18 protein-coding genes are annotated in these 20,615 nt (G+C 66.6%); 8 read left to right on the top strand and 10 right to left on the bottom strand.

The features are described 5' to 3' along the window. Positions 1-4: 4 nt before the first annotated feature. Genes LPA35_RS11010 through LPA35_RS11000 form a run of 3 tightly spaced genes read right to left on the bottom strand, consistent with a single transcriptional unit; the run spans position 5 to position 5,483 of the window. Positions 5-2,728: a ligase-associated DNA damage response DEXH box helicase gene (locus LPA35_RS11010; protein ID WP_228897005.1), complete on the bottom strand. Its 2,724-nt coding sequence runs from the start codon at positions 2,726-2,728 to the stop codon at positions 5-7. After that, positions 2,725-4,422 carry an ATP-dependent DNA ligase gene (locus LPA35_RS11005; RefSeq protein WP_228897004.1) on the bottom strand — a complete coding sequence of 566 codons (1,698 nt, stop codon included), beginning with the start codon at positions 4,420-4,422 and terminating at the stop codon, positions 2,725-2,727. The genes LPA35_RS11010 and LPA35_RS11005 overlap by 4 nt, the downstream gene beginning before the upstream one ends. Beyond that, positions 4,419-5,483 (bottom strand): ligase-associated DNA damage response exonuclease, encoded by a 1,065-nt coding sequence (locus LPA35_RS11000; RefSeq protein ID WP_228897003.1) that lies wholly within the window; start codon positions 5,481-5,483, stop codon positions 4,419-4,421. The genes LPA35_RS11005 and LPA35_RS11000 overlap by 4 nt, the downstream gene beginning before the upstream one ends. 236 nt (positions 5,484-5,719) lie before the next feature. On the opposite strand from LPA35_RS11000, the gene LPA35_RS10995 reads away from it, so the two are divergent. The 3 genes from LPA35_RS10995 (at position 5,720) to LPA35_RS10985 (ending at position 8,522) form a co-directional block, all read left to right on the top strand. Continuing rightward, complete coding sequence (locus LPA35_RS10995; protein WP_176887722.1) at positions 5,720-6,202, top strand: GNAT family N-acetyltransferase; 483 nt, start codon at positions 5,720-5,722, stop codon at positions 6,200-6,202. A gap of 34 nt (positions 6,203-6,236) precedes the next feature. Further along, entirely contained in the window at positions 6,237-6,767 is a 531-nt protein-coding gene (locus LPA35_RS10990; protein WP_370641409.1) for a BON domain-containing protein, read from the top strand. Between the two features lie 168 nt (positions 6,768-6,935). After that, the gene (locus tag LPA35_RS10985; RefSeq protein ID WP_228897002.1) at positions 6,936-8,522 is read left to right on the top strand and encodes an ABC transporter substrate-binding protein; all 1,587 of its coding nucleotides are present in this window, start codon (positions 6,936-6,938) and stop codon (positions 8,520-8,522) included. Between the two features lie 52 nt (positions 8,523-8,574). Here LPA35_RS10985 and LPA35_RS10980 read toward each other — a convergent pair whose 3' ends face one another. The 3 genes from LPA35_RS10980 to LPA35_RS10970 all read right to left on the bottom strand — a co-directional run bounded on the left by LPA35_RS10980 (position 8,575) and on the right by LPA35_RS10970 (position 11,867). Then, a complete protein-coding gene (locus LPA35_RS10980) occupies positions 8,575-10,458 on the bottom strand; it encodes a hypothetical protein (protein WP_228897001.1) in 1,884 nt (627 codons plus the stop codon). Between the two features lie 360 nt (positions 10,459-10,818). Then, on the bottom strand, positions 10,819-11,142 hold the full coding sequence (locus tag LPA35_RS10975; RefSeq protein ID WP_228897000.1) for a YnfA family protein: 324 nt from the start codon (positions 11,140-11,142) through the stop codon (positions 10,819-10,821). Next, positions 11,142-11,867, bottom strand: coding sequence for a helix-turn-helix transcriptional regulator (locus LPA35_RS10970; protein ID WP_228896999.1), 726 nt, complete (start codon positions 11,865-11,867; stop codon positions 11,142-11,144). The genes LPA35_RS10975 and LPA35_RS10970 overlap by 1 nt, the downstream gene beginning before the upstream one ends. Before the next feature lie 78 nt (positions 11,868-11,945). On the opposite strand from LPA35_RS10970, the gene LPA35_RS10965 reads away from it, so the two are divergent. Together LPA35_RS10965 and LPA35_RS10960 are read left to right on the top strand one after the other, a co-directional pair. Continuing rightward, positions 11,946-12,290, top strand: coding sequence for an NIPSNAP family protein (locus tag LPA35_RS10965; RefSeq protein ID WP_228896998.1), 345 nt, complete (start codon positions 11,946-11,948; stop codon positions 12,288-12,290). Next, on the top strand, positions 12,287-12,631 hold the full coding sequence (locus LPA35_RS10960) for an antibiotic biosynthesis monooxygenase (protein ID WP_055396150.1): 345 nt from the start codon (positions 12,287-12,289) through the stop codon (positions 12,629-12,631). The genes LPA35_RS10965 and LPA35_RS10960 overlap by 4 nt, the downstream gene beginning before the upstream one ends. A 185-nt stretch (positions 12,632-12,816) precedes the next feature. On the opposite strand, the gene LPA35_RS10955 is transcribed toward LPA35_RS10960, so the two are convergent. From LPA35_RS10955 to LPA35_RS10940, 4 genes are all read right to left on the bottom strand, one after another. Further along, positions 12,817-13,566: a hypothetical protein gene (locus LPA35_RS10955; RefSeq protein WP_228896997.1), complete on the bottom strand. Its 750-nt coding sequence runs from the start codon at positions 13,564-13,566 to the stop codon at positions 12,817-12,819. A gap of 28 nt (positions 13,567-13,594) precedes the next feature. Beyond that, positions 13,595-14,152: a GNAT family N-acetyltransferase gene (locus LPA35_RS10950; RefSeq protein ID WP_228896996.1), complete on the bottom strand. Its 558-nt coding sequence runs from the start codon at positions 14,150-14,152 to the stop codon at positions 13,595-13,597. Between the two features lie 184 nt (positions 14,153-14,336). Next, positions 14,337-14,996, bottom strand: a complete 660-nt coding sequence (locus LPA35_RS10945; RefSeq protein WP_228896995.1) for a class I SAM-dependent methyltransferase — start codon at positions 14,994-14,996, stop codon at positions 14,337-14,339. A gap of 742 nt (positions 14,997-15,738) precedes the next feature. Next, entirely contained in the window at positions 15,739-17,163 is a 1,425-nt protein-coding gene (locus LPA35_RS10940) for an FAD-binding oxidoreductase (RefSeq protein ID WP_228896994.1), read from the bottom strand. Positions 17,164-17,333: 170 nt separating this feature from the next. On the opposite strand from LPA35_RS10940, the gene LPA35_RS10935 reads away from it, so the two are divergent. From LPA35_RS10935 to LPA35_RS10925, 3 genes are all read left to right on the top strand, one after another. Beyond that, a complete protein-coding gene (locus LPA35_RS10935) occupies positions 17,334-18,020 on the top strand; it encodes a TetR/AcrR family transcriptional regulator (protein ID WP_228896993.1) in 687 nt (228 codons plus the stop codon). 67 nt (positions 18,021-18,087) lie between these two features. Further along, positions 18,088-19,086, top strand: a complete 999-nt coding sequence (locus LPA35_RS10930; protein ID WP_228896992.1) for a tripartite tricarboxylate transporter substrate binding protein — start codon at positions 18,088-18,090, stop codon at positions 19,084-19,086. After that, positions 19,083-20,612, top strand: coding sequence for a carboxylesterase/lipase family protein (locus LPA35_RS10925; RefSeq protein ID WP_228896991.1), 1,530 nt, complete (start codon positions 19,083-19,085; stop codon positions 20,610-20,612). The genes LPA35_RS10930 and LPA35_RS10925 overlap by 4 nt, the downstream gene beginning before the upstream one ends. Positions 20,613-20,615 lie beyond the last annotated feature (3 nt).

The raw sequence follows: 20,615 nt of genomic DNA, 5'->3' as shown, positions 1-20,615 counted from the left end.
GTGCTCAGAATCCGCGGCGTCTGCGGGCGCGGCGAGGGCTGTCCCCGGCCGGGTCTCGGCGCGTGCGCCGTGCCGAGGTCGCGGAGCCTTCAGGGAGGTCCCACGCCATGTCCGTGGATTGCACAGGGTGCTGCGCCAGGTGGGTGCCCGTGGTGGCGTCGGCCGCCTGCTCCAGCGCTTGCACCATGCGCGCCAGCCGGTCGGCCAGGGTCTCGGTGCTCAGGCGCTCGCGAAAGCGCTCCACCATCAGCGGCAGGGCAAACGGGGTGGGGCGCGTGAGGGCATGGATGGACAGGGTTTGCGCCTGCATGCCGCGCAGCGTGCGGGCCAGTCGCTCCATGTCCAGCTCGTTTGCCAGCAGCTCGGCACGGGCCTGGGCCAGCAGCAGGTTGTCGGGGTCGTACTGCGCAAACACGTCGTAATAGAGCGACGACGAGGCCTGCAGCTGGCGGCTGCTGCGCTGCTCGCCGGGGTGGCTCTGGAAGATCAGGCCCGCAATGCGCGCGATCTCGCGAAAGCGCCTGCGCGCCATTTCGGTGGCGTTCAGGCTGGCCAGCACTTCATCTTCGAGCCCGCTACCGATGGTGGTGTGCGTGCCTTCGCCGATCAGGCGCGGCAGTAGCGCGGGCCAGTCCACGGGCTTGGCCGACAGCAGCTCCAGCCCGTAGTCATTGACCGCGATGGAGAAGGTGTTGGGCACCTGCTGCGACGCGCGCCAGCCCAGCAGCCCGGCCAGGCCCAGGTGCACCAGGCGGCCTGCCAGTGGGTACAGGTACAGGTGCCAGCCCTCGCGCGTGTGCAGGGTCTCGGCCACCAGGCGACTGGGTGTGGGCAGGGCCGACCAGGCCTGCTGCAGCTCCAGCAGTGGCTGGGCGCAGCGCATCTCGGGCGTGGTGAACTGGCCGCGCTCCGCCTGCGCCAGCTGTTCCAGCATCGCATCGGCCAGCGTGTTCGACAGCGGCATGCGTCCTCCGCTCCAGCGCGGTAGCGCAGCGCTGCCCTTGGGGGCGATGCGCACATAGGCCGTCATCTGCTGAGTGCGCACCAGCTCCAGCAGGCGGCCCGCGAACATGAACACATCGCCCTTGCGCAACCGGGCGATGAAGCTCTCTTCCACCGACCCCAGGCGCCCGCCGCTCACAAACTGCACCTGCATGCTGGCATCACTCACGATGGTGCCGATGTTGCTGCGGTGGCGGCGCGCCAGGCGGGCATCGGGCACGCGCCACACACCTTCGTCGTCGGGCACCACGCGGTGAAAGTCCGGGTAGGTGGCCAGCGATGCGCCGCCCTGGCGCACGAACTGCAGCGCCCACTGCCAGTCGTTGTCGGCCAAGGCAGCATAGGCCGGTGCGCGCCGCACTTCGGCCAGCAGCGCATCGGGCACAAAGCCGCCGCCGAGCGCCACGGTGACCAAGTGCTGCACCAGCACGTCAAGCGGCGCACGCGGCGTGTGCCGGTCTTCAATGCGGCCCTGCGCCAGTGCGTGGCGCGCAGCGGCTGCCTCCACCAGCTCCAGGCTGTGCGTGGGCACCAGCGTGATGCTGGAGCTGCGCCCCGGCGCATGGCCCGAGCGGCCTGCACGCTGCACCAGCCGCGCCACGCCCTTGGCCGAACCGATTTGCAGCACCTGCTCCACCGGCAAAAAGTCCACGCCCAGGTCCAGGCTCGATGTGCACACCACGGCCTTGAGCTGCCCGGCCTTCAGGCCTCGCTCCACCCAGTCGCGCACCTCATGCCCCAGAGACCCATGGTGCAGTGCGATGGTGCCGGCCCAGTCGGGCCGTGCCTCCAGCAGCGCCTGGTACCAGCGCTCCGCCTGAGACCGGGTGTTGGTGAACACCAAGGTGGACGCTGCCGCTTCGATCGACCGCACCACCTGCGGCAGCAGGCTCAGCCCCATGTGGCCCGCCCACGCAAAGCGGTCGGCACGCGGGGGCAGCATCACCTGCACCTCCAGCCGCTTGTCGATACGGCCCTGCACCAGCACGGCGGGCGGTGGCTGTGGCGTGTCCGGCACGGGCTGCGGCAGCAAGGTGTGCAGGGCCTCCTCCAGGTTGCCCAGCGTGGCCGACATACCCCACACCTGCAGCGCCGGGTTCCAGCCCGACAGGCGCGCCAGCGCCAGTTGCACCTGCACGCCGCGCTTGTTGCCCACCAGTTCGTGCCATTCGTCCACCACCACCAGGCGCACGCTGGCCAGGCGCTCACGCGCATCGGCGCGGGCCATCAGCAGCGACACGCTTTCGGGTGTGGTCACCAGCAGCGTGGGCAGGCGGCGGACTTGCGCGGCGCGTTCGCCGCTGGCGGTGTCGCCGGTGCGCAGGCCGCTGGTCCAGGTGGGGGCCAGTTCGGGCAGCGGTGTCTGCAGCGCGCGCAGCGAATCGGCAGCGAGTGCACGCATGGGCGTGATCCACAGCACGGTGAGGGGCGGTGCCGCAGCGCGGCGCGTGCGCAGGGCGGTGCGGGGGTTGGGGACTTTGGGGGCTTCTTCGGGTGGTGGTGCAGCATCTGCCTGCGCCAGATGCTGCAGCGCGCCCAGCCACACCGCATAGGTCTTGCCCGCGCCCGTGGTGGCGTGCAGCAGGCCCGAGCGGCCCTCGCCCATCGCGCGCCACACGTCTTGCTGGAAGCCGAAGGGCTGCCACCCGCGCGCCGCCATCCAGGCGGCTGCGGCACTCGGTGCCACCGGGGGCAGGGGCTTGCGCGGGCGGCGCGTCGTGCTCATGCGGCCGCGTCCTGCCCAGGCAGCAGTGCCATCAGCGTTTGCAAAGTATCGGCCTCGGCCACGGGTTTGTCTTGCCGCCAGCGCAGCATGCGCGGAAAGCGCACCGCAATGCCGCTCTTGTGGCGCGGGCTGCGCGCAATGCCTTCGAAGCCCAGCTCAAACACCAGCGTCGCGTCCACGCTGCGCACGGGCCCAAAGCTCTCGCGCGTGGTCTTGCGGATGATGGCATCCACCTGCGCAATCTCGGCATCCGTCAGGCCCGAATAGGCCTTGGCAAAAGGCACCAGTTGCCGGTCCGGGTCGTCCTGCGGCCCGGTCCACACGGCAAAGGTGTAGTCGGTGTAGAGGCTTGCGCGGCGGCCGTGGCCGCGCTGGGCGTAGATGAGTACCGCGTCCACACTCATCGGGTCGATCTTCCACTTCCACCACACGCCCACATCCTTGGTGCGGCCCACGCCATAGTGGGCGCTGCGGTGCTTGAGCATGAAGCCCTCGGTGCCCATGCTGCGCGCGGCCTCGCGCTGGCGCGCGAGGTCGGCCCAGTCGGAGCCGTGCAGCAGCGCGCTCAGGCGCAGGGCCTTGTGGGGCGGGGGGGCGATGGCGGTGTCATTGGGCGGCTGCAGCGTGGCCTCCAGCAGCGTGCGGCGGGCCTGTTGCGGCTCTTGGCGCAGGTCCTGCCCAGCGTGCTCCAGCAGGTCGTAGGTGACCAGCACCACGGGCAGTTCGCGCAGCAGCTTCGGGCCCAGGGTCTTGCGGCCCAGGCGCTTTTGCAGGTCGGCAAAGGGGCGGGGCTGGGGCTCATCGGGCAGCCACACCAGGATCTCGCCATCGGCCACCGTGCCATCGGGCAGCTGCGCCATCGCGGCCTCGGCCAGTTCGGGGAAGCGGTCGGTCACCAGCTCCTCCCCGCGCGACCAGATCCACACCACGCCCGCACGCCGCACGATCTGCGCACGGATGCCGTCCCACTTCCATTCCACCAGCCAGTCGCCGGGCGTGCCCAGCAGTGCGGGCATGTCGGCCACGAGCTGGTTGAACGGGTGGGCCAAAAAGAAGGGGTAGGGCTGGCCTGCATCGGCGGCATCCTGCGTATTGGCATCGTCGTCCACCGGCGCGATCAGCGCCTGGTAGTCGCTGGCCTGGGGCTGCCGGCCGATCTGCGTGTAGCCCATCAGCCGGTGCGCAATGCGCTTGGGGTCCAGCGCGCTCACCGTGGCCAGCGCTTGCGTCACCTGCAGGCGCGACACGCCCACGCGGAAGTTGCCGGTGATGAGCTTGAAGTACACAAAGCGCTGCTCGGGCGCCAGCATGTCCCATTGCGTGCGCAGACGGGTATCGGCGTCACCCTGCGGCAGGGCGCGCAGGGGCAGCAGCTGGGCCATCCATTCGGCCAGTGTCAGTTCGGTGGGCTGGGTGGGCAGCGGCAGCAGCAGCGCCAGCGTTTCGGCCAGGTCGCCCACGGCCTGGTAGCTTTCTTCAAACAGCCACTCGGGCAGGCCTGCGGCCTCTTGTGCCAGCACCTTGAGGCGCTTGGTCGGCACCATCTGGCGGGGTTTGCCGCCTGCGAGAAAGTAGGTGGCCCAGGCCGCATCGGCGGGCGGCGCCACGCGCAGGTAAGCCACCAGCGCCGCGAGTTTGGCCGACTGCGCGGTGGTGGCGTCGAGCGCCTGGAACAGCTGGGCAAAGGCCTTCATGCGGCTGCCTCAGGTGTGGGTGTGCTACCTGTCACCTCAAGCGCCGCCCCTGCATCGTCCTCGTTGTCATCGGCGCCGTATTCGGTGGCGAACACCTGGGCGTCCAGCCCTTGCTCGCACAGCCAGCGCACCATCACGGCCGTGCTGCCGTGCGTCACGATGACGCGCTCCGCGCCCGTGGCGCCAATGGCTTTTTGCAAGCTGGGCCAGTCGGCGTGGTCGCTCATCACAAAGCCCCGGTCCACGCCCCGGCGTCGGCGTGCGCCGCGCACCAGCATCCAGCCGCTGGCAAACGCGTCAGAAAACTCCCCAAAGCGCTTGAGCCAGGGGGTGCCGGCGGCCGAGGGCGGCGCCAGCACCAGCGCGCGTTTCAGGTCGGCCTTGGTCAGGCCCGGGTCCGTCACACGCAGCGTGGGTGGCAGGTCTACACCGGCCGCTCGGTACACGGCGTTGAGCGGCTCCACCGCGCCATGCACCACGATGGGCCCGATGCTGGCGTCCACCCCATGCAGCAGCCGCTGCGCTTTGCCGAAGGCATAGGCATACAGCACGCTGGCCTTGCTCGCCGCTGCGTTCGCCGCCCACCAGGCATTGATGTCGGCAAACAGCGTGGGCTGCGAGGGCCAGCGGTAGATCGGCAGGCCAAAGGTCGATTCGGTGATGAAGGTGTGGCAGCGCACGGGTTCGAACGGCGTGCAGGTGCCGTCGTCTTCGAGCTTGTAGTCGCCCGAGGCCACCCACACCTGGCCGCCGTGCTCGATGCGCACTTGGGCCGACCCCAGCACGTGGCCCGCCGGGTGCAGCGACACCTTCACACCCTGGTGGTCAATGGCCTCGCCATAGGCCAGCGTCTGCAGCGCGATGTCTGCCCCCAGCCGGTTGCGCAGCGTGCCCGCGCTGTCGTGGTGCGCCAGGTAGTGGGCCGAGCCCATGCGTGCGTGGTCTGAATGGGCATGCGTGATCACGGCCCGCTCCACCGGCCGCCAGGGGTCGATGTAGAAATTGCCCTGCGGGCAATACAGGCCTTCGGAGCGGTGGACGATCAGGTCGCTTGCGTGCATGGTCAGGACATCGTAGGCGGCGGGCCAAAGCCGGGGCGCGGGCTGGGGATTGCGTGACGACGCTTCATGACTAAAATTTGAATAAAAATGGCTGCTAGCGCTTATATGATGAGTGCTGGCAGCTATAAATATGTGAGCAATTGCGCTGGGCGTGATTCATTCCGTCAGCGCTGTCAACGCCTCGTCCCATCATCTTGTGCAGCTTCACCCTGTCTGCAGGCCAACACCGCTTTTGTATGCGCACCGAAATCGCCCGCCCGTCAGACGCCGTTGCCATTGCTGCCGTGTTGCGCGAGGCCGCGCAGTGGTTGGTCGATCAAAAAATTCCGCTCTGGCTCGTGTCTGATTTCACAGATGACAGCGTGCAGCGTGATGTGGATGGCGGGTTGTATGTGGTCGCCAAAGCGAGCGAAGCGGTAGTGGGTGTGGTGCGCTTCCAGCGCGAAGACCCAGTCTTCTGGCCGGACGCTGAACCGGGCACCTCCGCGTTCTTGCACAAGCTGGCCGTGCGGCGTGCTTGGGCGGGGCAGGGGGTATCTACGGCACTGCTGGCATTTGGGTGCCAGCACGCAGGCAGCCTGGGCCTGCGCTATCTGCGGCTGGACTGCGTGGCCGACCGGCAACCGCTGCGAAGGCTGTATGAGGGCTTTGGTTTTACCCTGAACGACTGTGTGCGCAAAGGCAGCAGAGAGTTTGCGCGGTACCAGATCGTGCTGTAGCCGCGCTGTGACCATCTTCAGGAAGGAACGATTCATGCGCCGTGTTTGTGTGTTCCGCCGGTTCGTCATGGCGTTGTTGGTGGCCGTCGCCATGGCCCCATTCCTGACCACTGCCCAGGTGGCTGGCAACCCCGCCCCGCGCACCAATGCCTTCAACGACCCCTTTGTGCAGGTCACCAGCGCCATCCCGGCTTGCCCCGTGCCCGAAGGCCCGCTCTACACCGAGGCCGAGGTCCGCGAGCTGGCCCATGTGCGCTCGCAGCACGGCGGTAGTTGCCACCGTGTGGGGCGCTGCCGGTTGCCCAACTCCTACCTGTACGACGCCGAGATCATTCCGCGCGTGCAGCGCTACATCCAGCAGGATGGGCGTTTTGACGACACCAGTGTGTGGGTTCTGGGCGAGCGGCGGCTGGTGACACTGATGGGTTGTGTGCAGTCGCAGGCGCAGGCCGAGGCGCTGGAGAAAGCCGTGTGGCTGGTGGACGACGTGATGGGGGTGATCAACCTGCTGCAGGTGGGCGTTGAGCGCGATGGCGTGCGCTACCCGGTGCGGTCAGTGCCGTAGCCGGTGCACCGGCCTGCCACGGCCCTTTTATCCCAGCCGCACCCGGCGCGCAATCGGTCCCGACACGGGGCTTGCATCGCCGGTGCCACACATGGCGCGTGGGGGCTTGGGCTGGCCTGTTTCCTGCTGCATATTGCCCTTCTCCTATTTCATCAAGGAAATTTCGCCATGCAATTCAAGCGTTCCCTGCTTGCGGCCGCTACCCTGGCCCTGGCAACCGTTGCTCCCACCGCGTCGGCAAAACCGTTCAAGTGGGCAGGCTCCAGCGACATCCAGACCATGGACATCCATTCGCAAAACAGCGCCCTGGGCAATGGCATCCATGCGGCTGTGTATGAGTCGCTGGTGATGTTCAACAGCCGCACGCTCAAGGTCGAGCCGCTGCTGGCCACCTCGTGGCAGCAGGTCAGCCCCACGCAGCTGCGCGTGAAGCTGCGACAGGGGGTGAAGTTCAGCGACGGCTCGGCCATGACGGCCGATGACGTGGTTTATTCGCTGCAGCGCGCGATGAGCAAGACCTCCACGTACTCCATCTACACCCAGGGCATGGACCGCATCGCCAAGGTAGACGGCGAGACCATTGACATCTTCCTGAAGAACCCCAACCCGGTGATCCTGAACCAGCTCACCGAGCTGCGCGTGATGAGCAAGGCCTGGGCCGAGAAGAACAACTCGGTCGAGCCCAAGGACATCAAGGCCAAGGACGAAACCTATTCGCACCGCAATGCCATGGGCACAGGGCCCTTCGTGCTCAAGGAATGGGTGCCCGACCAGAAGATCGTGTTCACGGCCAACCCCCACTGGTGGAATGCAGGCAAGGCCGAAGGCAACGTCACGGAGATCACCTACACCCCCATCAAGTCCGAAGCCACGCGCATCGCCGCACTGCTGTCGGGCGAAGTGGACATGGTGCGCGACACCAGCATCCAGGACCTGGCCCGCATCAAGGCCAACCCCGCCCTCAAGGTCATGGAGATGGTGGAGAACCGCACCGTGTACCTCGCCATGGACCAGTTCCGCGAAGAGCTGGTGGGCAGCAACATCAAGGGCAAGAACCCGCTCAAGGACCTGCGCGTGCGCAAGGCGCTCTACCAGGCTATCGACAGCGCCACGCTGCAGCGCGTGACCATGCGCGGCATGTCCAAACCCACCGGAGCCATCGTGTCGCCGCTGGTCAATGGCTGGACGGAAGCCGTGGACAAGCGCCTGCCCTTTGACGCCAATGCCGCGAAGGCCTCGCTGGCCGAGGCAGGCTACAAAGACGGCTTCGAGGTGGACTTTGCCTGCAGCAACAACGCCATCGTGCAGGACGAAGAGCTGTGCCAGGCGATCACCTCCATGTGGTCGCGCATCGGCGTTAAGGCCAAGCTGCGCACGCTGCCAGCGGTCACCTATTACCCCATGGCACAGCGGCACGAGGCCAGCATTGCGCTGCTCAGTTGGGGCGTGCCCACCTTCGATGCGCTGTACACCCTGCAATCACTCGTCCGCACCAAGACCACGGGCGGCGACGGCAACTACAACCTGGGCCGCTACACCAATGAACGCATGGACTACATCGTCGACCGTGTGAAGACCGAAACCGACCTGCCCGTGCGAAACCGCTTGCTCACCGAAGGCCTGCAGCTGCAGAACGACACCGTGGCACACATCCCCCTGCACAACCAGATGCTGGCCTGGGCGATGAAGAAAAACGTGGAGCTGGTGCAGCGGCCGGACAACCGGATTGACTGGCGGCTGATCAAGGTGAATTGACGGGCAGGGGGGCGAAAGGCTGGCCGCTGACGGACGGCCTTTCGCGGCGCTCTTACGCTGGCAGATTCAGCCGCAACACGCTGTTTTCACTGCCGACGTACAGGCTGTTGGCATCCGGGCCTGGGCTGATGAACTTCACCAGGTTCAGGCTGGCGGGCAAGGAGCCCAGGCGCACGCCGACCGGCGTGGGCTGGTTTTGCCCTGCCAGCAATTCCAGGCCTTTGGCCACGGTAAAGCGGTAGACGCCGCATGCGCTGGACAGGAAGACCTCGCCAGGGCGGCTGGGCAGGGTGCACAGTTGGTGGTAGTGCCCGGAGATGAAGCTCTGTACGTTGAATGAGGGGAGGGCGAACGACTGCCGGTTGTTGCCTTCGAGTCGTACCAGCTCTGGCACAGAGCCGACGAGGCGCGTGCGCTCCTCCGACAGCACGGGCCGGTTGCACAGCACCCACCAGACGGGCGAACTACCCCCTTCGAACGCGATGTCTGTCACATCCATGTACCAAGGGCGCTGGTCCAGCGGCGGGTAGCTGGCAGCCGTGTGGATGAGTTGCGGGTCGCCAACGACCACCTGCACCTGTCCGCTGGCGCTGACAGTGCCGATCAGTGAGGTGCCGGATCCGTAGGGCCGCGAATCCAACACGAAAGGCAATGTGCGGGTGGCAAACCACAGCAGGCCTGTGGAGTCGGTCCGCAGAACCTTCAACCCTGAGACACCCGCAAAAAGCGGGCTTGTCACCCAGCTTTCCCAGGCCGAGTTGCCTGCGCTCTTGGAGGCGCGCAGCAGCGTGTTGTTGGCTGGGTTGTGGGTGACCAGGTAGCCGTACGCGCTGGCCAGGTGTTGGTAGCCGGACGAGAACGTGCTCGACAGGGACGTCACCTGGCCTGCGGGCGTAATAACCCGCAGAGGCGTGGGCGTGGTCCGGTTTGGCGGAGTGCCTTGCAGTGGGATTTCCGCCAGCGTAGCTACATAAATGGGGCCCGATGCATCGGAGGTGGCGTACGCACCTCTTACAAAGTCAAAGCGGGCTGCGCCCCCTGTGCCATCGACATACCCGCGTTGCTCGGACAGGCCGACCCAGGGTCGGGCTACCGCATTGGCCCCTTTCATGCGGTCCAGCACGAAGAGCACGCCAGGGCTCTCGGTGGTTTGCGCGCCCTCTGGCTCAGCTGAGCCGCTCGCTACCAAGTTGCCATTGGTGGGGTTGGAGACGGCTGTACTTACCCATCCCGGCATTGGCCAGATGTCTGAGCGCGTTCCGTCCAATGCGTAGTGGGCCAGGGTGTTGGAGGCGGAGTCGAATGCCCAATACGTGTCCACCGCACCTTTGACGGGGGCGAATGGCTCGGGATGCCCCACCCCTTGCCAACTGTGCGACAGAACAGTCCAGGAATATCCGCCCAAGGGGGACAGCGTCAGTTCAGCCCATTCCACACGGCTGTTCTGGACATCGTCGGTGAACCGGCGCACCGCACCTGTGGCGGAGGCCACCAAGCGGCTGTTGTCGGGCACTGGCAGCACCGAGGTCACGGTGCCATCTTGACTCACGGCGCGTAGCGTATAGCCCAAAGCATTGGACGGGCGGTCTAGAAAGTACACCAAGCCGTCGCTGGCCAGCAGCGGGCTTTCAAAGCTGCGGATCCGGGCCGTAGGGCCTTTGCCGTCCTGCAGCGGGCCTTCAATCGACTGGCCTGCCAAGGTGACCAGTCCTTCGTTGCTGAACAGCGAAACCAGTACGCCTGTGGTGTTGTGCACGGTATGGGCGATCAGATAACGGTCCTGTGCATCGACCACCCCAGATATGTCGCCCTTCTGTGGGCTGAGGGCGAAGTACGACAGCGTGCCGTCGGCAGAAACCCTTCCGACCCTCTGTTCGGAGGAGTTCCAGCCGACAAACCAGAGGTTTCCCTTGCTGTCGAAGGCGTGTCCAGTCATTGACACCGGCAGCCGGGCGTCGGTCGAGGTGCCTGCAAGGAAACCCGCCCCCCCCAGTGCGCCGACCGACAGGCTCAGCGAGGCCGACCCAGGTGCCGGAGGCGGTGCGGGCGTAGGGGCCGGTGACGAGGAACCATCTCCTCCTCCGCAAGCAGAAAGAGAAAGCCCTGAGACTGTCATCCACAAAGCAAAGTGGCGGCGCGTAAGGGCAGAAGAAACTGTCTCATTTGAAGTGCGCATGAACAATCTTTTGAAGATAAGAAGGCCCTGCTTATAAAGCACGACGTTGCAAATGAGCAGGTTGTTACAAGGGGTTGCAGTGGCGCGCGCGGCCCGTGGGGGTGGGCACGCAGAGGCTCCCTAGCGCGCAGGCTGCAGCATGATGATCGCCATGCCCGCCAGCGCGACCAGTACGCCCGCCGTATCCCAGACGGTGGGCCGAATGCCATCGACTATCCACAGCCAGGCCAGCGCTGCGCCGATATAGACCCCGCCATAGGCCGCATACACGCGCCCCGCGCCTGTGGTGTCATGCAGCGTGAGCAGCCACGCGAACAGGGCGAGGCTCAGCGCTGCAGGGAGCAGCAGCCACATCGGCTTGCCCTGTTTGAGCCACAGCCAGGGCAGGTAGCAACCCACGATTTCAGCCAGGGCGGTGGCGATGAAGAGCAGCAAGGTCTTCATCATTGTTCGGGGCCGCGAAGGGCGGTGGATGGTGGTGCTTCTGGGCTGGTTGCCAGCCACTGGCGCAGCGCCAGTTCGCCCTTGGCGGTGAAGTGCACGACGCGCGAGCCCTGTGCCCGGTGCGCCCATCCGCCGTCGAACAGGCGTTGCAGCAACGCAGCGCCCAGCGCGCCGCCCAGATGGTGGCGGCGCTCGCTCCAGTCCAGGCAAGGGCGGCACAGCATGCGCCGCTGTTGCGCCAGTGCCGTGGTGTCAATGTCCACCTGGGCAAACCACTGCGCGCCTGCGGGCGTCACCGCTGCACCCTGGGGCGTGGCGTGCAGCAGCCCCTGGCGCACCAGGGCTTCGTAGAACTGCACGCCCACTTCGCCGGCCAGGTGGTCGTAGCACATGCGCGCGCGGCGCAACGCGGGCTCCCGGGGGCTTGCGCGCAGGCGCACGGCACCGGCGCGGAAGGCCACGTTCATGAGCGATTCCAGCAGGTGCGCCACATCGCGATCGGCCAGCCGGAAGTAGCGGTGGCGGCCCTGGTGCTCGACGGTCAGCAGGCCCGCATCGAGCAGCTTGGCCAGGTGGGCACTGATGGTCTGCTTGGTCACGCCTGCCACGGCTGCCAGTTCGGTGGCCGTGAGTGCGCGGTCGGCCATCAGGGCCGTGAGGACTTCGGCGCGCGCGCTGTCGCCAATGAGCGCGGCAATGCGCGCGATGTGGGGGCCATCTTTCATGGTTCGATCTTGGGCGAACCATCGAAGGACGTCAACCGCCTATCGTGAAGCCCTGTCCACCAACGACTTCTGAACACTATGATCACCTGCTTTATCCGCTACGACATCGACCCCTTCCAGCGCGAGCTGTTTGCCGAATACGCGCGCCGCTGGGGCCAGATCATCCCGCGCTGCGGGGGCCACCTGATCGGCTATTTTCTGCCGCACGAGGGCCGCAACTACGAGGCCTGGGGGCTCATCGGCTTTGAGTCGCTGGCTGCCTATGAGGCCTACCGCGCCCGCCTGCGCTCCGACCCCGAAGGCCGTGCCAACTTCGCCATGGCGCAGGAAAAGCGCTTCATCCTGCGCGAGGAGCGCACGTTCACGCAGGGCGTGGAAGGCACGCTGGACCTGCCCGCACACCCACTGGAGATCAGTGCATGATGGCCGTCATTTTCGAGGTACAGCCCGCTCCGGGCCAGCAGGACGCTTATCTGGGCGCTGCCGCTGCGTTGCGGCCTTTGCTGGAGCAGATCGACGGGTTTATCTCCATCGAACGGTTCGAGAGCCTCAGTGCTCCCGGCAAACTGCTGTCGCTTTCGTTCTGGCGTGACGAGGAAGCGGTGGCGCAATGGCGCCAGATGGAAGCCCACCGCGCCACGCAGAAAGCAGGCCGCGAGCGGATCTTCGACAACTACCGCCTGCGCGTTGCCGCGGTGGTGCGCGACTACGGCATGCACGACCGCAATCAGGCTCCCGCAGATTCACGATCAGTGCACACCTGACGGGAGCCTGCGCTCCCGGCTACGACGGCCGTGCTGCCGGGCAAGCCTCGTCATGGCCGCGTTTCGAACTGTGGTGGTCTGCGCAAGCGCAGGAGAAAGGGGGCTGCCACCCAGATGTGTTGCTGGGTCAGCGCCCACCGGCGGCGGATGCGGAGACGGGAGAGATCCGCAGGAGGGGCAGGCCTTCAGCAAGGGGACACAGCGCCGCTCATGCTGCCCTGGCACAGAAGCAGGCTGATCCGCGCCCGGTTCAATAGCAGATCGCACAGCCACGCGTACACCAGCGCGATGTATGCCAGCTGCGCCCAGCCCACGTAGCTGCCGAACACGACGGTGTGCAGCCAGTTCTGGCCCCAAAGGTAGATGGCGCTGCTTGCCAGTGTGGCCAGAAGGAGGGTGGCGGTGGCCGGCACCAGCGATACCCCACCGGCACCGTGGGGTCGCCGGCATGCGGCTAGGCCCAGCAGGGCGAATGCCAGGGCATTGGCACCGCTGAAGATGCGTAATTCGCGCAACAGCTTTTCGGCCGTGTCCATGTAGGCGCTGCGGATCAGCGCATCGAGCTGGGCCTGCATCTGCTGTGCGGTGCCAATCTGCAGTTCCAGCCGTTGTTGCCGCCGTTTGCGGCACTCGCACGCCGGAATCCCCATCTCGGCCGCAATGGCCGCGACCCGGGCGGGCAGGCCCGCAGACAGCGCCTTGCGCGCGGCGTCGATCTCCTGCTCCTTGCCGCGCAAGAAGACCCGCGCCTGGGCGCTCAGAAAGCGTTCGTCCAGGGCACGGAGCCTTTCGCCCGTCTTGTGCTCGATCTGCTGGCGGATCAGCTCGCGCGCACCGTGTTCAATCCAGGTAGGTTGCAGCAGCGATACCAGCAGCAACCCGCCGAAGGCGGCGCTGCCCAGCAGGGACAGCAGGAGTACGAAAGAGCGAAACAAGGTGGAGATCTCCGATGTTCAGTGCAGCTTAGCTCTGCGCAGACCGCACGTCGGCACATCCACTTTCGAGTACCAGCCGGCCCAGTGCGGGCTCCGTGAGCCGGTAGCTCAGCCGTTCGGCCACGCGCTCGGCACCCAGGCTTTCGTAGAACTGGATTCCCCGGGCGTTTGAAGCCTTCACAGGCCAGTCGATGCGGCGGCAGCCGTGTTCCATGGCATATCGGGCGAGCCCGTGCATGAGCGCCCGGCCCGCACCCTGGCTTCTTGCGGCCGAACTTACATACAACTCTTTGAGCTGGCAGTGTCTGCGCTGGTCCTCTGCAAATTCGACCAACGAATACACCAGCGAGAAGGCCGCCAGGCCCACCACAACGCCATCGCTGCGCGAAGCCACCAGCAAACGCTGGGCGGAGCCGGGCGCCAAGAGGTTCTGGCGAAGATGCTCCATCACCACCTGCCGAGGGGGTGTGGCGCCTTGGTTGTAGAAGGCGTGCAGTTCGCACAGCAGGTCGACCAGTGATGCATGCTGGTGTTCGGCGACCAGCTCAATACGAAAGCGGTGTTTTGTGGGATGGGGGGCCTGCATATGGTTTTCTCACCAGGAAGCGTCTGCAACAGGACGAGCCGCGCATTCTGGCCCCTCCTGCGTGTCCAATGGCCATCGCATCACAGTCGGTACACGCCCTGCGGCGTGCTTCGCGCAGGGGTAAGTTGGTCAGGACTTCCGTGGGCCATGCCGACCGTGGGCGCGCGTTGTGTGTACCGCCTGCCTAGGCTTTCACCGCAATCACTTCCATACAGACGCGGTACCGCTGGCTGATGCCATAGCGCACGGGCTTGAAGCCACATTCGGCCAGCAATGCATACAGGCGGTCGCGGTCGAAGTTGTGATAGTGCTCGATTTCACCCCAGTACGGGTTTGCATTGCCGGCATCCAGTGCCTTCCAGACCATGGAGCCGGAGTTGGGCATGGAGATCAGCAGCACGCCACCCGGTTGCAACAGTCGGTGGGCGGCATGCAGGCCCACCTTGGGATACGGCATGTGCTCCAGCACATCTGCCATGCTGATCACACAGGCGGGGCGCGACAGCTCGAACCCTTTGACATCCTCGCAATGGGCTGCCACGCCCCATCGGCGCAACTCTTCCACCGATTGCGGACGCAGATCCAGGCCCACAGGCTCGAAGCCGTACTCGTGCGCCGTGAACAGAAGCGATGCATTGCCAAACCCCACGTCCAGCCACGTGCCGCCGGTCTGGTAGGGCAGCACTTTCTCAATCATCTGCGCAGACACATAACGCTGCCGCTCCAGGTCATAGCCCACCACCTGGGATTCGTTGGTGCCACGGAAAACGATATTCAGCGCTGCTTCGGTGTAGTAGCCGCTGCGAAAAACATGCTGGCACGCCGCGCATTGGCTCCAATGCATGGTGCGAGAGAGTTCTTGGCTGTAGCGAGGGTGGTGGGAACAGTCCGCACTGCGCAGCGGACGAAAGGCTTTGCTCTCGCACAACGGGCATGCCTGGTAGTCGATCAACTCATTGGCCAGGACTGCGGGGGTGTTTGCTGGAGGCCTGTAAGTCACCGGCGCAGCTGGGAAGGAGTACTTGATCATTGCCTCATTCTAGGAGCCTGTGATCTGAGCATGAGGAAAGCCCTGGCGTCACGCCGAAGTGCAAACGCCGCAAGCGCAAAGAGCGCGGCCCACGAGACGAAAGCTCCGGTCAGTACGTGCAGGAGGTAGGCCGAGGCCCCGCCCCCGGGCACGAGCCAGTACACCACCGCAGTGGGAGTGATGTGGACAAGGAGTGCAGCCGTTTGGATGCCGGGCCACAGGTAGGTGGTCGAAGCCCATCCAGGCGGCAGGACCCCCCAGTGCCAACGCGCCGACAGCCGCCGAGAAACCGATACCGACCAGCACGACCGGCACAGAGGCGCGCAAGCTCTTCATGCGGCCAACCAACGCTGCACGGTTCCAGCGTGCCGCTTCCAGCAACCGATGGGAGCGGGGCGGAGCGCTGGGACAGCTCGAGCGGCGTGAAAGCGAGCCACGCACCCACAATTGCTATAAAAATAATAGCTTTTCGCGCTTGTCAGACAAGCGCCAGGTGCCTAAAAAACCTCTAACTTGAGCCGCGCCAACCAGCGAGCCCGTTCACGCGGCGGCCCACTCACAGCGCAAAAATTTTCCCCGGATTCAGGATGTTCTTCGGGTCCAGTGCCCGCTTGATGGCGCGCATCATGTCCACTGCGCCGGTGCCGGTTTCGTCCAGCAAAAAGCCCATTTTGTGGATGCCCACGCCGTGCTCACCGGTGCAGGTGCCGCCCATGCTGAGGGCCCGGGCCACCAGGGTGTGGTTCATGGCTTCGGCCTTGGTGCGTTCTTCGGCGCAGTTCGGGTCGATGAGGTAGCCGAAGTGGAAGTTGCCGTCGCCCACGTGGCCGACGAGGAAGTAGGGGATGCCGCTGGCTTCGACCTCGTCCACCGATTCGAGCAGGCAGTCGGCCAGGCGGCTGATGGGCACGCAGGTGTCGGTGCTGATGGCGCGGCAGCCGGGGCGGCTTTGCACGGCCGCGAAGTAGGCGTTGTGCCGGGCGGTCCACAGGCGGGTGCGTTCTTCGGGCGTGCTGGCCCATTCGAAGGCCTGGCCGCCGAATTCGCTGGCGATGTCCTGCACCATCTCGGCCTGTTCTTTCACGCTGGCGGGCGAGCCGTGGAACTCCATGAGCAGCATGGGTTCTTCGCGCAGATTGAGCTTGCTGTGCGCGTTCACCATGCGCACCGTGTGGTGGTCGATCAGTTCCACGCGGGCGATGGGCACACCCAGCTGGATGGTCTGGATGGTGGTGCGCACGGCAGCCTCGATGCTCGGGAACGAGCAGATGGCCGCGCTCACGGCCTCGGGCAGGGGGTACAGGCGCACGGTGATCTGCGTCATGATGCCCAGCGTGCCTTCGCTGCCCACCAGCAGGCGCGTGAGGTCGTAGCCCGCGCTGCTCTTTTTGGCGCGGGTGCCGGTGTGGATGACCTCGCCGCTGGCGGTCACCACCTCCAGCGCCAGCACGTTCTCGCGCATGGTGCCGTAGCGCACGGCGTTGGTGCCGCTGGCGCGGGTGGCGGCCATGCCGCCAATGCTGGCGTCGGCGCCGGGGTCGATGGGGAAAAACAGGCCGGTGTCCTTGATCGCATCGTTCAGCGCTTTGCGCGTGATGCCGGGCTGCACGGTCACCGTGAGGTCTTCGGCATTGATGCTCAGCACCTGGTTCATGCGGCTCACGTCGATGCTGATGCCGCCCTGCACGGCCAGCAGGTGGCCTTCAAGCGACGAGCCTGCGCCGTAGGGGATGACGGGCACTTCGTACTGGCTGGCCAGCCTCACGGCATCGGCCACGTCTTGCGTGCTTTCGGCAAATACCACGGCGCTGGGCGGCGGGGCCTGCAGCGACCCTTCGTCGCGTCCATGCTGCTCGCGCACGGCCTGGGCCAGCGAGCACTGCGTGCCAAAGCGGGCCTGGAGTGCGTCGATGAGGGCCTGGGGCACGTCGCGCAGCTTGATTTCGGGCAGCAGGTGGGCGGCAGCGGTGGGGGCGTTCATGGTGTGTGTCTCCGGTGGGTGCGGTCAGTGAGAAGCATTCTAGGTTCGGCCCCGTGGCCAGGTTCTGGGTGATCCAACTTGGGCCTGTGCGGGGATGCGGGTATTCACGGGCTTGTGGGTCGGCGCTTGCATAAATACATTACGTTCGAAATGTATATTGTGAAAGCGCCATGAACCACCGTGTTTCCCCCAAGGCCGGGGCGCGCCGCACCCATGCCGAACGCAGCGCCGCCACCCGCCAGCACCTGATCGCCACGGCCATCGACGTGATCCAGCACCGCAGCCTGGAGGAGATGTCCATCCACGAGCTGGCCAAGTCGGCGGGCATGACATCGGGCGCGGTGCAGCACCACTTCGAGTCGAAGGCGGTGCTGATGATGAATGTGCTGAGCGAGCTGATCGAGTCCACCGTGCGCTCGGGCGAACTCTGGCCCAGCCCCGCGCTGCCCGCGCGCGAACGGGCCGCGAAGTTTGTACAGGCGGTGTGGAGCCTGGTCTATGCGCAGCCGCGCTTCATCGTGGCCTGGAATATCTACCTGGGCTGCCGCAACCAGCCCGAGGTGCTGGGCCACATTGCCGAGCTGCGCCAGAGTGTGCAGGCGCGCATGCACGAAGGTTTCTTCACGGCCTTCCCCGAGCTGGCGGCAGAGCCCGACCGCGATGGCCTGCTGGGCCTGGTGCTGTCGTCGTTGCGCGGGCTGGGGATGCTGCAGCTGTTTGCGCCAGCACAGCCATCAGCGCCCGATGCCGTCCATCAGGCGCAGCTGGCCTGCCTGGCCGACTGGATCGCCACCCGGTGCGAGGCCGCGGCAGCCTCTGCGGCCACGCCCGCGAAGGTGCGCACGCGCCGCCGCTGACCTGTCTTTGCCTGCACGCCGCGCCGATCAGGCATCCCTCGCTTAAAACATCACCAGGAGACACACCATGACTTCGGCTTCCACGCGCGCTCCGCGCCTCCTCGCGCTCGCCGCACTCGCTTGCCTGGCCGGTGGCGCCCTGGCGCAGCAGCCGGGCGGCTACCCAGCCAAGCCCATCCAGCTCATCGCCCAGCAACCGCCCGGCAGCGGCTCGGACGCGATGACGCGCGTGTGGGCCGACTGCGCCGCGCGCGAGTTGGGCCAGGCCGTGGTGGTGCAGAACAAGCCTGGGGCCAATGGCATCCTGGCCGTCAACTACCTCAAGTCCCAGCCCGCCGACGGCTACAGCCTGCTGAGCATCGGCATGTCGCAGATGACGATCACGCCCTATGTCTACAAGCAGCCGCCGTATGACCCGCAACACGACTTTGACGGTGTGGCCGTGCTGGGCACGTCGCCCCTGGTGTTGGCCGTGCCGCCTGGCATGGGGGTCGCCAGCCTGGCTGATTTGCAGAAGCTGGCGCGGTCCACGCCCGGTGGGATCAACTTTGGCTCACCGGGCAAAGGCAGCCCTGCGCACCTGCTCACCTCGGCGCTGGTGGACAAGCTGGGCGTGCCCGGCACCCATGTGCCCTTTGTGGGTGAGGGCGCGGGCCTGACTGCGCTCATGGGCCAGCAGATCCACGCGATGACGTTGGTGATTGGCACGGCGGCGGCGCAGGTCAAGGCGGGCAAGCTGGTGCCGCTGGCGCTGTTCGGTGCCCAGCGCTCGGCGCTGCTGCCCGATGTGCCCACCATCGCCGAGGCCCTGCCCGCCGCCAGCGACTTGGCGCGGCCTGCGTGGATTGCGGTGGTGGCCAAGGCAGGCACCTCGCCCGAGCTGCTGAACCGGCTCAATGCCGTCACCGAAAAATGCCGTGGTGGTGATGCGCAGTACAAGTCCCGCCTGGAAGCCATGAACGTCACACTGACCACTTCCACACCCGGCGATGCCCGCACCTGGGCGGCCCGCGATGCGGCCGTGTGGCGCCCGCTGATCGACAAGCTGGGCCTGGCCACGGAATGACGGCGGGCACAGCGGCGCCGCTGGTCACGCTGCCCCACGGCGGGCAGCTGCGCGGCCTGTGGGAGCAGGGCGTGCGCGTGTTCCGGGGTGTGCGGTATGCCCAGGCGCCGCGCGGCACTTTGCGCTTTGCGGCGCCGGTGCCAGCGCTACCGTGGCCTGGCGTGCGCGATGCCACCGGGTTTGCGCCGATGGCACCGCAGCTGCCCCGCACGGCGCGTGCGGATGCACCCATGCTGGGGGGCGAAGACTGCCTGGCCGTCAACGTGTGGGCCCCGCCTGCCGAGCCCGGCGCCCGCCTGCCCGTGATGGTGTGGGTGCATGGCGGCGGGTTCTTTCGCGGGTCGGCCAGCGAGCCGTTGTACGACGGGGCGTCGTTTGCGCGCCAGGGCGTGGTGTTTGTGTCGCTGCAGTACCGTTTGGGCATCGATGGATTTCTGCATTTCGAGGACGAGGGTGAGGCTGGTTCACGGGGCGGGGCAGCGCCCGCCAATCGCGGCCTGCTGGACTTGTTGGCCGCGCAGCAATGGGTGCGCGAGCACATCTCCGCCTGGGGCGGCGACCCAGCGCAGGTCACGGCGTTCGGCCAGTCGGCCGGTGCGGGCGCACTGGCCTGTGTGCTGGGCATGCCCGCATCGCGTGGGCTGTTGCAGCGCGCCATCTTGCAGAGCCCGAGCGTGGCCTGCCAGACGCTGCAAGAGGCCGCCGCTGCACGCCGCGCCGTGGCTGCGCTGGCGGGGGTGGCGCCCTCCCTGGCTGCGCTGGGTGTGGCAGCCCGGCCTGCCGTGCTGCACGCGGTGCACCGCCTCGCGGCAGACCCGGCCCTGCGGCAGCAACACGGCCTGGGCATCCGCAACTTCTTTCCCCTGCGGCCCGTGGTGGACGGGCAGGTGCTTGTTGCGCCGCCGCTGCAGGCGCTGGCGCAGCAGTGGGCGGCGCACCCGCCAGACTTGCAGGTGCTGGTGGGTTGCAATGCCGAGGAGATGCGCCTGTACCACGTGCCGGGCGGCGCGATGGACCGCGTGACCGAGGCGCAGGTGCTGGCTTTTGCGCAGGAGGTGGGTTTGGGCGCGGACGCGGTGCAGGCCCTGCGCGCCACATTGCCGCCCACACACCAAACGCCCGGCGAGCTGCTGTGTGCCCTGCAGTCCGACTTTTACTACCGCGTGCCCGCCCAGCGCATTGCAGCGCTGGCCAGCCGCTGGGCCCGCAGTGCCCATGCCTATGAATTCGCCTGGCCTTCGCCGCAGTGGCGGGGGCGCCTGGGGGCGGCGCATGGGGTAGAGCTGCCGTTTGTTTTCGGCAACCTCCACACCACCACGGGGCAGGAACTGACAGGGCCCAGGCCACCCACCGCGCTGGCTGCGACCATGCACCAGGGCTGGGTGGCGTTTGCACAAAGGGGCGACCCCGGATGGGCGCCGTACGCGGGCGTGCAACCGCTGGTTCAGCGGTTCGGTGTGGCGTCGCCTGCGTATGCGCCCCACCCGGAGCCTGTGCGGCTCTCGCTGTGGGATGGTCTTCTCTGACAA

The organism is Acidovorax sp. Leaf73 (genome assembly GCF_916855635.1).
Classification (GTDB): Bacteria; Pseudomonadota; Gammaproteobacteria; order Burkholderiales; family Burkholderiaceae_C; genus Acidovorax; species Acidovorax facilis.
The sequence above is the reverse complement of the archived record's forward strand: the minus strand, read 5'-3'. Positions and strand labels throughout refer to the sequence as shown.

What these genes read in the sequence shown, in the direction of transcription:
- LPA35_RS11010 (WP_228897005.1), bottom strand. Translation starts at nt 2,728, where the DNA reads ATGAGCACGACGCGCCGCCCGCGCAAGCCCCTGCCCCCGGTGGCACCG.
- LPA35_RS11005 (WP_228897004.1), bottom strand. Translation starts at nt 4,422, where the DNA reads ATGAAGGCCTTTGCCCAGCTGTTCCAGGCGCTCGACGCCACCACCGCG.
- LPA35_RS11000 (WP_228897003.1), bottom strand. Translation starts at nt 5,483, where the DNA reads ATGCACGCAAGCGACCTGATCGTCCACCGCTCCGAAGGCCTGTATTGC.
- LPA35_RS10995 (WP_176887722.1), top strand. Translation starts at nt 5,720, where the DNA reads ATGCGCACCGAAATCGCCCGCCCGTCAGACGCCGTTGCCATTGCTGCC.
- LPA35_RS10990 (WP_370641409.1), top strand. Translation starts at nt 6,237, where the DNA reads ATGCGCCGTGTTTGTGTGTTCCGCCGGTTCGTCATGGCGTTGTTGGTG.
- LPA35_RS10985 (WP_228897002.1), top strand. Translation starts at nt 6,936, where the DNA reads ATGCAATTCAAGCGTTCCCTGCTTGCGGCCGCTACCCTGGCCCTGGCA.
- LPA35_RS10980 (WP_228897001.1), bottom strand. Translation starts at nt 10,458, where the DNA reads ATGACTGGACACGCCTTCGACAGCAAGGGAAACCTCTGGTTTGTCGGC.
- LPA35_RS10975 (WP_228897000.1), bottom strand. Translation starts at nt 11,142, where the DNA reads ATGAAGACCTTGCTGCTCTTCATCGCCACCGCCCTGGCTGAAATCGTG.
- LPA35_RS10970 (WP_228896999.1), bottom strand. Translation starts at nt 11,867, where the DNA reads ATGAAAGATGGCCCCCACATCGCGCGCATTGCCGCGCTCATTGGCGAC.
- LPA35_RS10965 (WP_228896998.1), top strand. Translation starts at nt 11,946, where the DNA reads ATGATCACCTGCTTTATCCGCTACGACATCGACCCCTTCCAGCGCGAG.
- LPA35_RS10960 (WP_055396150.1), top strand. Translation starts at nt 12,287, where the DNA reads ATGATGGCCGTCATTTTCGAGGTACAGCCCGCTCCGGGCCAGCAGGAC.
- LPA35_RS10950 (WP_228896996.1), bottom strand. Translation starts at nt 14,152, where the DNA reads ATGCAGGCCCCCCATCCCACAAAACACCGCTTTCGTATTGAGCTGGTC.
- LPA35_RS10945 (WP_228896995.1), bottom strand. Translation starts at nt 14,996, where the DNA reads ATGCATTGGAGCCAATGCGCGGCGTGCCAGCATGTTTTTCGCAGCGGC.
- LPA35_RS10940 (WP_228896994.1), bottom strand. Translation starts at nt 17,163, where the DNA reads ATGAACGCCCCCACCGCTGCCGCCCACCTGCTGCCCGAAATCAAGCTG.
- LPA35_RS10935 (WP_228896993.1), top strand. Translation starts at nt 17,334, where the DNA reads ATGAACCACCGTGTTTCCCCCAAGGCCGGGGCGCGCCGCACCCATGCC.
- LPA35_RS10930 (WP_228896992.1), top strand. Translation starts at nt 18,088, where the DNA reads ATGACTTCGGCTTCCACGCGCGCTCCGCGCCTCCTCGCGCTCGCCGCA.
- LPA35_RS10925 (WP_228896991.1), top strand. Translation starts at nt 19,083, where the DNA reads ATGACGGCGGGCACAGCGGCGCCGCTGGTCACGCTGCCCCACGGCGGG.